Genomic DNA, 14,170 nt, shown 5'->3' on the forward strand with positions numbered 1-14,170 from the left:
AAGATCTACAAGCATGCCCGGCCCACCGGGCAGCGAGACAAACCGCTCAACGAGCGCCTTCAATTTCCAATCAAGCAGGACGGGTGGAACCCCATGCCCATCATCGAATCCCGCATCAATCCGCGGTCGCAGGACTACTCCGACAATGCGCGTGCCATGCAGGCGCAGCTGGATGACCTGAATCAGAAACTGGCGCAAACCGCGCTGGGCGGAAGCGAAGCCGCACGCGCCAAACACGTGGCGCGCGGCAAGCTGCTGCCACGTGACCGCGTTGAAAACCTGATCGATCCGGGCACCCCGTTCCTGGAACTGTCGCCGATGGCGGCACACGATATGTATGACGGCGATGCGCCGGGCGCGGGCGTCATTACCGGCATCGGCCGCGTGTCCGGCACGGAGTGCGTCATCGTGTGCAACGACGCCACGGTCAAGGGCGGCACGTACTACCCGATGACCGTGAAAAAGCATTTGCGCGCGCAGGAGATCGCGGCGCAGAACCATTTGCCCTGCGTGTATCTGGTGGATTCGGGCGGCGCCAACCTGCCGCAGCAAGACGAAGTATTCCCCGACCGCGAACACTTCGGCCGCATCTTCTACAACCAGGCGCAGATGTCTGCGCAAGGTATCTCGCAGATCGCGGTAGTGATGGGTTCCTGCACCGCCGGCGGCGCCTATGTGCCCGCCATGAGCGATGAGTCCATCATCGTCAAAAACCAAGGCACCATCTTTCTGGGCGGCCCGCCGCTCGTTAAAGCCGCAACCGGCGAAGAAGTCAGCGCCGAAGATCTGGGCGGCGGCGACGTGCACACCCGCTTGTCCGGCGTGGTGGATCACCTGGCCGCCAACGACATGCACGCGCTGCAATTGGCGCGCAATGCCGTCGCACGCCTGAACCGCAAAAAGCCCGCGCCGCTGGCCACGATTCCCGTGCGCGAACCGCGCTTTGATCCCAGCGAATTGAACGGCATCATTCCCGCCGATACGCGCAAGCCCTATGACGTGCGTGAAGTCATCGCGCGCATTGTGGACGGCTCGGAATTCGATGAGTTCAAGGCGCGATTCGGTCCCACGCTGGTGACGGGCTTTGCGCACATCCAAGGCATGCCTGTTGGCATTGTGGCCAACAACGGCATCCTGTTTTCCGAGTCCGCACAAAAAGGCGCGCACTTTATCGAACTGTGCGCGCAGCGCAAGATTCCGCTGGTGTTTCTACAAAACATCACCGGTTTCATGGTGGGCCGCAAGTACGAAAACGAAGGCATCGCGCGCCACGGCGCCAAGATGGTAACGGCAGTCGCCACCGCCGCTGTCCCGAAGTTCACCGTGCTGATCGGCGGTTCGTTCGGCGCGGGCAACTACGGCATGTGCGGCCGCGCCTATTCGCCGCGCATGCTCTTCATGTGGCCCAACGCCCGCATCTCGGTGATGGGCGGCGAACAAGCCGCCAGCGTCTTGGCCACGGTCAAGCGCGACGGCATCGAAGCCCGCGGCGGCAAGTGGTCGGCTGACGAAGAGAACGCGTTCAAGACGCCGATTCGCGAACAGTACGAACATGAAGGTCACCCGTACTACGCCACGGCGCGCCTGTGGGACGACGGCATCATCGCGCCGGCAGACACGCGCCGCGTGCTGGGCCTGGCGCTGTCGGCCGCCCTGAATGCGCCCATCGAAGACACGAAGTTCGGCGTCTTCCGCATGTAGGCGAAGCCCTCTTTCATTCGCTGCACCGCAGATCAAGAAGAATTACAGCCAGGATGACATTCATGTTCGACACTTTGCTGATTGCCAACCGCGGCGAGATCGCCTGCCGCGTTGCCGCTACCGCCCGCCGGATGGGCATCCGCACGGTTGCGGTGTATTCGGACGCGGACGCCAATGCGCGCCACGTGGCCGCCTGCGACCAGGCCGTCTACATCGGTGGCTCGGAACCGCGCGCCAGCTACCTGCGCGGCGACGCGATCCTGCAAGCCGCGCTGGATACCGGCGCGGGCGCCATCCATCCCGGCTACGGTTTTCTATCGGAAAACGAAGCCTTTGCCGAAGCCGCTGAAAAAGCCGGTATTGCTTTCGTTGGCCCGCCCGCATCCGCCATTGCCGCAATGGGCAGCAAATCAGCCGCCAAGACCTTGATGGAAAAAGCCGGCGTACCGCTGGTTCCCGGCTACCACGGCGACAACCAAGACCCGCAATTCCTGAAGACGCAGGCCGACGCCATGGGCTACCCCGTGCTGATCAAGGCAAGCGCAGGCGGCGGCGGCAAGGGCATGCGTGTCGTAGAATCGTCTGGCGCGTTCCTGGATGCCCTGGCGTCCTGCCAACGTGAAGCCGCATCCAGCTTTGGCGACGACCGCGTGCTGATCGAACGCTATCTGCAAAAGCCGCGCCACATTGAAATACAGGTGTTTACGGATACGCATGGCAACTGCGTCTATCTGTTCGAACGCGATTGCTCGGTGCAGCGCCGCCACCAGAAAGTCATTGAAGAAGCGCCGGCCCCCGGCATGACGGAAGAGCGCCGCCGCGCCATGGGCGAAGCGGCAGTTGCTGCCGCGCGTGCCGTGGGATACGTCGGCGCGGGCACCGTTGAGTTCATTTCCGAACCCGACGGCCGCTTCTACTTCATGGAAATGAATACGCGCTTGCAGGTCGAGCATCCCGTCACGGAAATGATCACGGGACACGACCTGGTGGAATGGCAGTTGCGCGTGGCGGCTGGCCAGCCGCTGCCTGCTCGCCAGGAAGATCTGCGCATCAACGGCCATGCCATCGAAGCGCGCATCTACGCCGAGAATCCCGAGAAAGGCTTTCTGCCATCCATTGGCACCTTGGCTTATCTGGGCCTGCCGCCTCACACGGCATTTGCCAACGGCGATATCCGCGTGGATGGCGGCGTGCGCATGGGCGACACCATCACCCCGTTCTACGACCCCATGATCGCCAAGCTGATCGTGCATGGCGCGGACCGCGATCAGGCGCGCGCCCGCATGCTGCAAGCGCTGGCTCAAACCCAGGCCGTAGGCGTGCAGACCAACGTGGCCTTCCTGTCGCGCCTGATGAAGGACTCGGCCTTTGCGGCCGCCGACCTGGACACCGGTCTGATCGAACGCCAACGCGAAACGCTGCTGCCGGAACCCGCTGCCGCCAACGCAGCGACGCTGGCGCTGGCCTCGGCCGCCGTGCTGGTGCGCCAGGGTCTGGCGCAACCGGGCGCGCAGGCGCCAGCCAAGGGGCCGTCCGACCCGTGGGATGCCCGCGACGGCTGGCGCCTGGGCAACCAATACCATCGTCATCTGCAATGGGTGGACAACGGCGAAACGCGCCGCGTCACCGTCGCCCGCCAGGGCGGCGCCTGGACGCTGGATTCCGGTTCGGGTCCGCAACCCTTCCTGTGGCGCGCCCATGCCAGCGCCAATCCGAATCTGGCTTACGGACTGCGCATCACGCTGGAAGGCCATGAGAGCGCCGGCACGGTCGTTCTGCATGCCGACCGCGCCCACGTGTTCGGTGACGACGGCGTGCACGTGCTGGACCTGTACGACCCCTTGGCGCACGCCCAGGACACCCAGGGCGAGCACGGCGGCGGCCTGACAGCGCCGATGCCCGGCAAGATCATCTCGATCTCGGTCAAGGCGGGCGACACCGTGGAAAAAGGCCAGCCGCTCTTGGTGATGGAAGCCATGAAGATGGAACACACGATCTCTGCGACCGCAGACGGCAAGATCGAAGAGGTGTTCTACAGCGTGGGCGACCAGGTGACCGAGGGCGCGGAACTGGTGTCGATCGGCGCTTAGGCCACCCCGCCAAACCGCGCCGCCTTCCGGCAAAATCCCTACCGCCAGCTGGCGCTTTAGTTTCGCGTCAGCTGGCTATTACTAGAATGCCGATTCCGGCGCCGTTCGCGCGTCAGTCGCGCACGCCCCCCATGCCCGCCCCCGACTCCCCCAGTCCGCTTACCAGTCCCCCATTCCTGCATTTCCTGTTCGCGCGCATCAGCGCGTCGCTGGCTTTCCAGATCGTCTCCGTGGCGGTGGGCTGGCAGATCTACGCGCTGTCCGGCAGCGCGATGGATCTGGGGCTGATTGGTCTGGCGCAGTTCCTGCCCATGGCAGCGCTCACCCTGGTGGTGGGCCACGTGGCTGACCGCTATGACCGCCGCAAGATCGTCGCCATCTGCATGGCGCTGGAAACGCTGGCCACGCTGGTGCTGGCAATTGCTGCGCTGCACGGTGTCGGCGGCAAGACCTTGATCTACGCCACCATCATCATCATGAGTTCGGCACGGGCGTTTGAAGCGCCCACGTTGTCCACGCTGATCCCGGCCGTCGTGCCGCGCGAGTGGCTGCCCCGCGCGACCGCCTTGGCTTCTTCCGGCGGACAAATCGCGCAGATCGCCGGGCCGGCGCTGGGCGGCATTGGCTATGGCTTGGGAGCAGGGTGGATTTATTGCGTGGCGGCGGCGCTATACCTGACCGCCTTTGCGTCGATTGCCACGCTGGTCATTCAGCGCGCACCGCCCGCCAAAGAACCCACAACCTGGCGCACCTTGTTCGCGGGCATCACCTTTATCTTCCAGCGGCGTTTGCTGCTGGGTACCTTGTCGCTGGACCTGTTCGCGGTGCTGCTGGGCGGAGCCACCGCCTTGCTGCCCATCTTTGCCAAAGACATCCTGGACGCGGGTCCATGGGCGCTGGGCGCCCTGCGTGCCGCACCCGCCTGCGGCGCGGCGCTGATGTCGCTGACCTTGGCCCGGTTGAGCCTGGGCGAACACGTGGGACGCCTGCTGTTCGGCTCGCTGATTCTGTTCGGCTTGGCGACAACGGTGTTTGGCCTGTCAAAGTCCATACCGCTTTCGGTCGCCGCGCTGGTGCTGTTGGGCGCGGCAGATGCGGTCAGCGTGGTGGTGCGCTCTTCGCTGGTGCAGCTGAATACGCCCGATCACATGCTGGGCCGTGTCAGCGCCGTGAATACGCTGTTCATCGGCGCGTCGAATCAGCTGGGAGAATTTGAGTCCGGGCTGACGGCAGAGCTGTTTGGCGCGGTTCCTGCCGTGGTGATCGGAGGCATGGGCACCATCGCCGTGGCAGGGCTGTGGATGCGATGGTTCCCGGAACTGCGCAAGCTCAGGACGCTGCACGGCAACGAGACGGCGCCAACCTGAGCGCTGGTCTGGTCTTAGGCGGAGCCGCCTGCTCCGCCGATTTCGTTGCATTTGTCATGATTTGCCACCTGTGGGCTGGCGTATCCGTGTTGAATGTGGCGCACATCCAAAACACCGGACACCGATATGCCCCTGGATTTCGATCTGATCGAAAAAGGCTTCATGGAAACGTTGCGCCCGCAGCCCGCATTCGCAGGCTGGAAGAAGAAGCGCAAGCGTTGTCTATGGCGTGCGCTGGGTGACGTGGAGCAAGGCGTAGAGTTGCTTCGCTACCAGGCATCGTTTGAGAACCGGCAGCTGGTCTCGTTGGCCTTGTACGCGTCCGTGCCTTACGAGCGGGAATGGCCGGTATATGTGCCGCAGGAAGTCTGGCACAAAGGCCGTCTGTTCCGCCGCGCTTATCTGGTGCCTGAGCAGGGCTTGGTCGACGAACCCACTTTTGCCAGCGGCGCGTCCGTCGCCCTGACGTCTCAAGAGGAATTGGCGTCGTGGCTGGCGACGCTGCCCGCCGATATCGACCAGCATGTCGCCCCCTGGTTCAAACAATACGACACGCTGGAAGCGGCCTCGTATGAATACCAGATTCCACGCTGGCGCTTGCAGGAAGCGGGGCTTATTCCGCGGACGCCGGGTAGTTGATCGCCAGGGCGACCGAACTCAGCATCGGTCGCCACCAGCGATCTACATCACTGAACAACCACCTGCGCGGGTGCCGCCGGGCCCGATGAATCCTCGGACGGCTTGGCCGAAGACCCGCAGGCATGGCAATAGCGCGAGAACGCGCTCTTGCGCGTACCGCAAGCGCGGCAGTGGTCGAACAGGCCGATGCCGCAGTGGCAACAAAAATCAATCTTCGGGTCCTTCAGATCCACAGGCCGCTCGCAACCGGGGCACACATTCTTGGCGAGCCGGGCGAATGCCGTGTCATAGCTCAACTCTTCACGCCGCACCTGATTAGGCTGCGCCTCGGCAAGCCGCTGCCGCGCAAGATAACGGTTGAGCGCAAGAATAGCGTAGCGCCCAATCAATGCCGTGACCACGATACCCACGATGTAGCGCACGTAGCCGCCATAGCTGGGCAGATAGGGCACGAGCTCCACAAAGAATGCGAACAACGCGAAGAAAATAAAGCCCCACACAAACGGCCAGTACGTGCTCTTGCGCTTCTTCACAAAGAGCCAGCCAGCCACCACCAGCAATGGCAGCGTCAATGCAAGCCGGTACAGGAACACCCGAAGTTCGACGCGCCGGTATTCCGCGTAAAGCTTCTCACGCGCGGCCTCTTCATAAACACCGATCTTCTGATGCAACTCTTGTTGCGCCTGACGCGCATTCAGCGCGATCTGCTGTTGCGCGTCGACCTGCTGCTGCGCCTTGTCGACGCTGGTCTTGAGCGCATCCAGCGACTTGGTTCGCGCAATGAGTTCAGCATCCTGGTCCGGCTGCTTGGTCGCATGACGCGTGGCCAGCCAGTTGGCGAAAGTCTCGCGTGCATTCGCGTTGGCCTGATTCGCGGTTTGCAGCTTCAGCTCTGCCTGCTCTTGGTCGCGCTCCGCTTTCCGGCCCGCCTGTTCGGCCTGCGTCAGTTCCGCGCGCAAGGGCGCCACAGCCGCCTTGTCGATAAAGTCTTCAACCGAGAACTGACGCTCGACCTGCGGCAGATCATCGACCACGGCTCCGCCAAGCCCGATCAAGAAGCTCGCGAACACCAGCGCGACCACCCACAGCCCTCGCTGAAACCATTTCTCAGACAAACGCAATGACTTGCTCATGAGACTTCTTTTCCTCTTCATGTTTGAGCGCACCGAGCCGAAGGCTCGAAACTCTGGCAGGATCTTAGATCATCACGCGCGGCATGCCATGAGCCGGTAAGAATTTGCTGAGTACGTTGCGAGAAAGAAGCAGGCTTGCGCTCCTGAGCACGAAATACCAAGCCAGCTCGTACAACGCCTAACGACCACAACAGCTGATCCGGCTACCCTCCGTGCGCCGGCAGCTTCTGATTCGTTACTTGGTTCTGGAAGGGCGCTACTCGTCAACGACGGTAGCGTGTTGCGCTGGCAGAATGACTTCAAGCAATTCACAGTCGTCCGACCATCCCACGACGGTGTGCCGGATATTGGGGGGCTGTATCCAGCACGAGCCTTCACGCATGGTCTGCACGCCTTGGCCCTCGAACTCGCTGCTAAACCAGCCTTTAAGAACGTATATCAGCTGGAACTGCACATCGTGATGGTGCCGCTGGCTGAAGCTCTCTGAGAACGGCGCGACCATTCGAATCACGTGCGCGGTGGCAATGCCATTGGTGGCCGCTGCTACTCCCAAGTCCCGATAGGACGAGTAGCTGCGCAGCCCGCCCGTCTCGAAGTCATCTTCGTTGAGATGACTGACCATAAAGCGCTGGTTCTGCGGAGAAACGGCTGTCATGACTATCCCCCAATGGGCGGCACACGTCACTAGAAAAACACGGATTCCGGCAAGGCACAAGCGCTGAGTTTTTGGGGTACGACCGGTCAGTAGCGGGTATCCGGGAGGCCAAGGGTCAGCGGCCGGCCAAGGGACATTTTCCGGCGCGTGCGTCTTTCCAAGAAGGGAAGGATGCAGCGCCAGCTTCAGTATTGGCCCGGCGGCAGCACGTCTGCAAGATATGCGTTCGCATCGGGATGAGCAGTAAGCATGTGCCGCACCCACGCATTGCGCTCGTGCGCCGTAATCACCAGCTCCCACACGCAGGCCAGCGCCGGTGTGTTGACAAGGGAAAAGCTGTCCGGCTGCGCCAGCGGCGCCGACAACATGCGCTGGCACACAATGCCGCCCGACATCCACCAATCCACCAACAGCCAGACGGCCTCTTCCCCGACGTGCACGATGCAGAATCCCAGGCCATGGCTGCGCTCGTCACCAGCATGCTCGTCCAGTACGTCTTGCACGGCGGCGCGCACAGAGGTTGCAACGGTATCGGAAAAGATCGGGCCGGCCAGGTTTGGATCGCGATGGATGCCATAGACCTTGATGGCATGGCCGGCGACTCGCCATGTATCGATAGGGGCGATGCGGCGGGGAAGGTAGGGTTCTGGGGGAAGTGCCATGCTGGAAGGGCCTGGAAACGATTGCTGAATTTTATAGGGCTGTGGGCGGAGTCTTTTTGCGAAGCGGGCGTGGTCGACATGCCGACGCGTACGCGAATGACAGGAATGCCGCCGTTGATGCGGGAAGTACGGTTAGCGCATTACGGGACTGGACTTACTACGATCTGGAGGCAAGCCCTGAGGCGGTCAAGTCGCTAGTCGACCGCTACCTAGCGCGCAATTATCACAACCCATTGGCCGAAGCAGAAATTAAAGGGATACGGTTCGATCTCCTGAAATGCCTGGATCTCTATCACGGCAAGGAGCTGGATTCCTTGGCAAAGCGCGTGGTCATCAATCCCGACCGTACTTACCGGCAGGACAATCGTCCTCCGGCGGCAAAGAAATAACTGCACGCGCTGTCGATGCCCGCGGGCCGGCCATCGCAACTCCGTATGACTGCCAATGTTCGCTTCTATCCGAACTCAAGCCTTCATGGCTCAACGATCTCGATACGCTCCGAGTACATCAGCGCCTCATCGATGAAGCGCCTGAGTGCAAATGAAGCAACCGCCTGATTCACGAGGTGATCCACGAAGTAGAACCCGTCATCTTCGATCGTGTAGCTGTAGATATCGGGTAGTGATGGATCTTCGATTGGATCGGGCAGTTTCTTCAATAGCGCGGATGAATCGTAGTTGGCAGGAACGGCAAACTTGATCTTGTATTCAATCCCCATCGCTGTGTTTCTCCTCAAGGCCGCACAGAGTACCGGCCTGCGTTATCGCGTGCAGCATTTCTACTGAGAAACGCGAAACAGGCTAAGCGAAGCAAACCCGTCTCGATGCAAGCCTGTGCGCGCCCGGCTAGTCAGCCTTCAGTATCGCCATGGAAGCACTCCCACGCTGCTTCCTCTATGCCCTGGATCACGTTGCCGTCTTCATCCGATATCGCGAACTGCTGTTGACTGTTCCCGATGCTGGCTTCTCCGTCGAGACCCAACAGAAGCGTGTACATCGTGTCTCTGACAACGGTGTTTAGAACGTTCCGCAACTGAACGGTTTGCTCGGCAGACAAGCCCATTTCCCGGATCTGGGCGGCAACGGCGCTTGCCGCATCCGGCGCCATGAAGGCCGCCAACAGCTCAGCCTTTAGCGCACTCCAGTTCGCAACGAATTCCTTTCCGTCCATTCTGTTCCTTTTCGAATCCTAGTCTGTCCCCACCGCACGGATCAGGTCAGGCGCCGCCTTGGACTCCGGTTGGTAGTACAGCGTGGGCGCCCGATACACCAGGTCGCGCAGCGCCGCATCCAGCTGGGGCAGCTTGAAGCTGCTTGCGCTTGGCGCCTGACGGAAATCTGCCAGGCTGCCGGGCAGGCGCATTAAGGTCAGTGAGTCCATCGTGCAAACGGGGCCGAGGGATGTGTCCTCGCACGAATTTGGCGTCATGACCGGCTGCTCCACCGGCAACACGAAACCATCCGTCAGCACCGCCTCCCCCGCTTCGAGTTTGATGGCGGCTATCGGCGAGAACACCAGCTCGGCATTGAAGCCGGACGTGGACACGGCATCGGCCGATCCCGCACTGGATGCGATCTCCCCGTTGAGCCGCCAGCGCACCTCCCGCGCCGCCTCGTCGCAGCCGCCACCGGCCCGCAACACCACTTCGCAGCCTTTGCCCAGGCCGTCATCGGTGTCCTGCCCCGACTGCGGCTGGGCTGCGGTCATTTTGAACTCGCGGTCCACGGTGCGATGCAGCGTCGCAATGCCAATCTTCTTCAGCCGCTCCATGGCGCTCTGCGGCGGCACCGTTACGGGCAGCTCGGTGCGGGGCTGATGATAGGTGATGCGGTTGAGCCGGTATTCGCCGGGCCACACCGGAATTACCTGATACAGCAGCTTGCCGCGCACCGTCTGGAATTGCGGCCCGGGGTCGCCCGAATTCATCTTGTGATCCCCCGCGCCGGCGCTGATCACGGTGTCCTTCTCCGACTGGTGGTTCCAGTGCACGAACGTGCTGCGCTGACGCACAAAGCGATCGCGCGTCGCGTCATCCTCGAAATCGCGCTGGGGTCCGACGTCCAGGTTCAGGGTTGGAATCACCAGCAGCGCCATTCCCTCCTGCCGTGCGTTGCCCAGCAAATCATCCACATTCACACGATGGCGCTCCACCAACGCGGCGGTGCGCGCGGCGAAATCCGGCTCGACAGGCTGGGCAAGTGCCAGCGCCGGGGCGAGAAGGGCAAGCAGGCTAACGCGGGCAAGCGTGGGGAAAAGCGGCATCGTTCTGGGTTCCTGTGTCCGAGGCGGGAAGGAACGGGGCATTGCAAGAGGCAGAGCCAGGCAATATCCCGGCGGGGGAAAGGCCAGGCCATGATATCGCGTCGGCCCCGCCGCTTGCTTAGCTGCCGGTCTGCGTGGCCAGCCACACCGTCGCGCCGCCGCACGCCGGACCTTCCTGCTGATGCCGGACCATCAATCTCACACGGCACATTCGTCTATACCAAAGACCGAAGGCGCAACCTTCCTTTCTGCAAGGATGCGCGCATCCTCGATCACTTCGAAACCGCGCGCACGCCGCCTGCGATGCTGAGACCGATTGGGCCCTGGGCGCGGCAAGTTGCGTTGTCACCAGGAACGTACCTGCGAACAGACTGATCACTAGAAATTTGGCCAAACTGATCCGGTCGATTGGCGAATAGCGCAGGTACGATTGGGAGCGTATTGCCCGGCCATGAGTCGTAAATGAAGCTGCTGAAGCGGCGTTTTGAGGAAATAATGAATTTTTGGGTCCCTGTAATCTTCGGTACGTTCAAACTCTTCGTGTTGGGCACGGGCATGTTTCTCGCCATCAAATCTCACTACGATGGAGAGAAAAAGGAGAAGCAAGAAAAGGAGGAGGAGAGGAAGGCACCCTAATGAAAGGGGTCAGTGCACTATCGAAAGCACCGCGCAAGCCAGAACCCCGCCGCAATACTTATCCCCGCCCAAAGCAACACGATCATCGCCGCCCCGCCCAGACTGCGCGGCGTCTTGCTCTGCGACTGCATCCAGGCATTCCTTCAGCACGTCCAGCGGCAACAGCTTGATGGCCAGCCAAATCAGGCCGGGCAATAGCAACACATCGTCGAGGTATCCCAACACAGGGATAAAGTCGGGAATCAGATCAATGGGACTGAGCGCGTAGGCCACGACAAACAGCCCCAGCGCCTTGGCGTACCAAGGCGTGTGGGCATGCTTGCCGGCAAACCATAGCGTCAGGCCGTCGCGCTTAATGCGCTTGGCCCAGGCTTTTAGGCGGTCGCTGACGTTCATGGTGCGCGGTAAGCGGATCTTGTACGGGAAGATCCACAAATTCTAGAACGGACGGCCGCCCGACTAGAACCGCCCGCGCAACGTCAACGTCACGCTGCGCGGCGCGCCGTAGTTGTTGCGGTTCTCGACATAGCCCGGATACTCGTAATACACCTTGTCGAACAGATTGTTCACGTTCAACGCCGCCGTCCAATTCGACGTCACGTCATACGCGACCCGGGTGTTCCACACGCTGTACGACGGCCGGCGCACCTTCGAGATGCTGTTGGTCAGCGCGCTCTGCCAATTCACGCCCGCGCCCACGCTCAGGCGGTTCAACTGGCCGGGCAAGCGGTATTCGCTCCACAGGCGCAACAGGTGCCGCGGCGTTTCCTCGCTGAAAGTCTGGCCTTCGCGGTCCGGATCGCTCAGGTACTTGTTGCTGTTGAAGGTATAGCCCGCCGCCACTTGCAGGCCCCGCATCAGCTCGCCGCTCATCTCCGTCTCAAAGCCCTGGCTGCGCACCTTGCCCGCGGCGCGCGAGCAGTAGCCGCCGTTGCACACCGGCCCCGCCTCGTAGTCCTGCACCGCGCGGTTCTTCTGGTCGATGCGGTACAGGGCGAACGACGTGTTCAGCTTGCCGTCCATCAGCTCGCCCTTCACGCCCACTTCGTAGTTCGCGCCGACGATGGGTTTCAAGATGCTGCCGTCCAGCGTGGTGGCCGTTTGCGGCTCGAAGATATCCGCATAGCTGGCGTAGGCCGACCACTGCGGCGTCAACGCGTAGACCAGCCCCACCATGGGCGTGAACTCCGCGCTGGCCTTGGCGGTGCTGACGTCGTCCCACGTCGCGGCCTGCGTGGTGTAGCGGCTTTCGAACCAACTGAAGCGCCCGCCCGACACAAGAGTCAGGTCTTCCGTCAGGCTGCTGCGCAACTGCGCATAGATGCCTTTCTGCACATGCGGCTCATAGCGCGACGTGCGCTGAGAATCCGGAAAGCTGTCTGGCTTGGGCACATGCGGATTGGGATGGAACACATCCAGCGGCAGATAGTTGGACGCGTACTCGATGCGATCCGTCGACGTCAGCCGCGACAGGCTCACGCCCACCGTCAGGTCCTGCGCCATGCCCAGCACCGTGAAGCGCCCGTTCACATTCGCATCAAAACCGATGTGCTCCGCCGACTTGTCGTAATTCCACGCGTTGCGCATCGGCCCCATCAAGGTCACCGGGTCCACCGCGCCCGTCGCGTCCAGCGCCGAGGTCAGGCTCTTCTCCTTCACGTAGGTGGCCGCCACGTTCACACGCCAATCGCTGTTGAAGCGGTGCGTCAGGTCCGCGAACAGCTGCGTCTCGTCCCGGTCCCACTGATTCCAGTCCGCGCCCAGAAAGGTCGACCGCTTCAACCCCAGCGAACTGCCATCGCTATAACGCGGCAAGCCGCCGAAGAACGGCGTAGACCGCAGGCGCGACACCAGCACGCCCGCGCCCACCGTCGTGCTGGGCGACAGGTCGTAATCCAGCGCGACGTACAGATTGGTGTTGCGCTCCTTCACCACGTCAATGAACGAACCCTTGGAATCCAGATCCAGCACCGCCCGCGCCCGCAGGCTGCCGTCCGCGTTCAAGGCCCCGCCCGCATCCAGCATGCCGCCCACGTGATCCCACGAGCCCGCGCGCGCCTCCATCAACACCTGCGTCTCGGCGGTAGGGCGCTTGCGCACCAGGTTCACCGAACCGCCCGGCTGCCCCGCGCCTTCGAACAGGCCCTGCGCGCCGCGGAACACCTCCACCCGGTCCAGATACGCCGTGCTGCCGGTAAAGCTATTGCCCACTGCATAGAAACTGCGCGACAGCGGCACGCCGTCGTACTGGATATTCGTGATCTTGAATCCGCGAGAGTAGAAATTGCGCCCGCCGTCGGCCACCTCGCTGATCGTCACGCCCGTGGTGTTCTCCAACACCTCGCTGATCGTCGACAGGTTCTGGTCATCGATACGCTTGCGCGTCACCACCGTGACCGACTGCGGAATGTCCTTCAACGCCTGCTCGGTCTTGCCGATAGTCGCCATGCTGGACCCATAGGACTGCGTGCCCTCCGTCTGCGCATGATAGGCGCCCGTCACCAGCACCGGCGCCAGCGTGCTGGTGGCGGACGGCGGCTCGGCCTCGACACGGATGCCGCCGTCCACATTCACCGCGCGATAGCCCGTGCCCGCCAACAGCGCGCGCAAACCATCCGCCACGCCGTACTGGCCATTCAGGCCCGCGCTACGCGCCCCGCTCAACTGCGACGAGGAATACCCCACCGAGATCCCCGCCTGCCGCGCAAACGCGGCCAGCGCGTCATTCAACGGCCCGGGCGCAATCGCGTACACGCGGGCTGACTCAGACTGCGCCGCCGCGGCCGGCGCGGCCTGGGCGTAGGAGGGCGGCGGCGCCGACAAGGCGGCCAAGGCCGCCGCCAACGGCAGCAGCACGGTAAAGAAGGGTTGGGGGCAAGCGCGCAAGCAAGCCCGCGCGCCGGACGACGGCGTCGCGGCCCGGAGACGATGGGTCTTCACGAAAGGGATACTCCAATGAGGGTCGGTCGGTGCTGGGCAGTGCGCACTGCTACAACCGGTATGACGAACGAATTCGCCCATCCCC

The 14,170-nt window shown here is 62.5% G+C and carries 13 protein-coding genes and 1 pseudogene; 6 read left to right on the forward strand and 8 right to left on the reverse strand.

Annotation, left to right across the window (positions count from 1 at the left end; all coding sequences use genetic code 11):
* The first annotated feature begins 93 nt into the window (after positions 1–93).
* The 4 genes from RAS12_RS21200 to RAS12_RS21215 all read left to right on the forward strand — a co-directional run bounded on the left by RAS12_RS21200 (position 94) and on the right by RAS12_RS21215 (position 5,797).
* Positions 94–1,701, forward strand: a complete 1,608-nt coding sequence (locus RAS12_RS21200; RefSeq protein WP_306939898.1) for a carboxyl transferase domain-containing protein — start codon at positions 94–96, stop codon at positions 1,699–1,701.
* Between the two features lie 62 nt (positions 1,702–1,763).
* Complete coding sequence (locus tag RAS12_RS21205; protein ID WP_306939899.1) at positions 1,764–3,791, forward strand: acetyl-CoA carboxylase biotin carboxylase subunit; 2,028 nt, start codon at positions 1,764–1,766, stop codon at positions 3,789–3,791.
* Between the two features lie 131 nt (positions 3,792–3,922).
* On the forward strand, positions 3,923–5,158 hold the full coding sequence (locus RAS12_RS21210; RefSeq protein ID WP_306939901.1) for an MFS transporter: 1,236 nt from the start codon (positions 3,923–3,925) through the stop codon (positions 5,156–5,158).
* Between the two features lie 126 nt (positions 5,159–5,284).
* On the forward strand, positions 5,285–5,797 hold the full coding sequence (locus RAS12_RS21215; RefSeq protein ID WP_306939903.1) for a hypothetical protein: 513 nt from the start codon (positions 5,285–5,287) through the stop codon (positions 5,795–5,797).
* Between the two features lie 47 nt (positions 5,798–5,844).
* Here RAS12_RS21215 and RAS12_RS21220 read toward each other — a convergent pair whose 3' ends face one another.
* The 3 genes from RAS12_RS21220 to RAS12_RS21230 form a co-directional block, all read right to left on the reverse strand.
* Positions 5,845–6,930: a zinc ribbon domain-containing protein gene (locus RAS12_RS21220; protein ID WP_306939905.1), complete on the reverse strand. Its 1,086-nt coding sequence runs from the start codon at positions 6,928–6,930 to the stop codon at positions 5,845–5,847.
* A 256-nt stretch (positions 6,931–7,186) separates the two neighbouring features.
* Entirely contained in the window at positions 7,187–7,585 is a 399-nt protein-coding gene (locus RAS12_RS21225) for a cupin domain-containing protein (RefSeq protein WP_306939907.1), read from the reverse strand.
* A 185-nt stretch (positions 7,586–7,770) separates the two neighbouring features.
* Positions 7,771–8,247, reverse strand: coding sequence for a hypothetical protein (locus tag RAS12_RS21230; RefSeq protein WP_306939909.1), 477 nt, complete (start codon positions 8,245–8,247; stop codon positions 7,771–7,773).
* 56 nt (positions 8,248–8,303) lie between these two features.
* Here RAS12_RS21230 and RAS12_RS21235 point away from each other — a divergent pair, with 56 nt between their 5' ends.
* Positions 8,304–8,636 (forward strand): type VI secretion system amidase immunity protein Tai4, encoded by a 333-nt coding sequence (locus RAS12_RS21235; protein ID WP_306939911.1) that lies wholly within the window; start codon positions 8,304–8,306, stop codon positions 8,634–8,636.
* An 83-nt stretch (positions 8,637–8,719) separates the two neighbouring features.
* Here RAS12_RS21235 and RAS12_RS21240 read toward each other — a convergent pair whose 3' ends face one another.
* The 3 genes from RAS12_RS21240 to RAS12_RS21250 form a co-directional block, all read right to left on the reverse strand.
* Entirely contained in the window at positions 8,720–8,965 is a 246-nt protein-coding gene (locus RAS12_RS21240; RefSeq protein WP_306939913.1) for a hypothetical protein, read from the reverse strand.
* A 131-nt stretch (positions 8,966–9,096) separates the two neighbouring features.
* Positions 9,097–9,417, reverse strand: coding sequence for a hypothetical protein (locus tag RAS12_RS21245; RefSeq protein WP_306939915.1), 321 nt, complete (start codon positions 9,415–9,417; stop codon positions 9,097–9,099).
* 18 nt (positions 9,418–9,435) lie between these two features.
* The gene (locus RAS12_RS21250; RefSeq protein WP_306939917.1) at positions 9,436–10,509 is read right to left on the reverse strand and encodes a hypothetical protein; all 1,074 of its coding nucleotides are present in this window, start codon (positions 10,507–10,509) and stop codon (positions 9,436–9,438) included.
* A gap of 462 nt (positions 10,510–10,971) precedes the next feature.
* Here RAS12_RS21250 and RAS12_RS21255 point away from each other — a divergent pair, with 462 nt between their 5' ends.
* Complete coding sequence (locus RAS12_RS21255) at positions 10,972–11,145, forward strand: hypothetical protein (protein ID WP_306939918.1); 174 nt, start codon at positions 10,972–10,974, stop codon at positions 11,143–11,145.
* Between the two features lie 17 nt (positions 11,146–11,162).
* Here RAS12_RS21255 and RAS12_RS21260 read toward each other — a convergent pair.
* Both RAS12_RS21260 and RAS12_RS21265 read right to left on the reverse strand, forming a co-directional pair.
* Positions 11,163–11,541: pseudogene (locus tag RAS12_RS21260) on the reverse strand (YkvA family protein).
* 63 nt (positions 11,542–11,604) lie between these two features.
* Positions 11,605–14,085 (reverse strand): TonB-dependent siderophore receptor, encoded by a 2,481-nt coding sequence (locus RAS12_RS21265; RefSeq protein ID WP_306939919.1) that lies wholly within the window; start codon positions 14,083–14,085, stop codon positions 11,605–11,607.
* Positions 14,086–14,170 lie beyond the last annotated feature (85 nt).

The organism is Achromobacter seleniivolatilans (assembly GCF_030864005.1).
In the GTDB taxonomy this organism is placed as follows: domain Bacteria; phylum Pseudomonadota; class Gammaproteobacteria; order Burkholderiales; family Burkholderiaceae_B; genus Achromobacter; species Achromobacter seleniivolatilans.